Genomic DNA, 216 nt, shown 5'->3' with positions numbered 1-216 from the left:
AAGCCGTGTGCGCTTGCAAGCGCACACTGGGTGATGCTTGGCGAACGAATTGAATTAGTTTTTCGATTGATCTACCAGTTTGTTTTTAGCGATCCATGCGCACTTGAAGGCGAAAAAAAAGCTGCACCTGCGTGCAGCTTTTCGGCTTCAAGCCGTGTGCGCTTGCAAGCGCACACTGGGTGATGCTTGGCGAACGAATTGAATTAGTTTTTCGAT

The 216-nt window shown here is 48.6% G+C and carries 1 protein-coding gene; it reads left to right on the top strand.

The features are described 5' to 3' along the window. The coding region (locus ACO0LO_RS29140) for a hypothetical protein (RefSeq protein ID WP_422970058.1) at window positions 1-183 on the top strand (183 nt) is incomplete at its 5' end. Window positions 184-216 lie beyond the last annotated feature (33 nt).

The organism is Undibacterium sp. TJN25 (genome assembly GCF_049339885.1).
Classification (GTDB): Bacteria; Pseudomonadota; Gammaproteobacteria; order Burkholderiales; family Burkholderiaceae_D; genus Undibacterium.
This window is presented reverse-complemented; position numbering and strand designations above follow the sequence as displayed.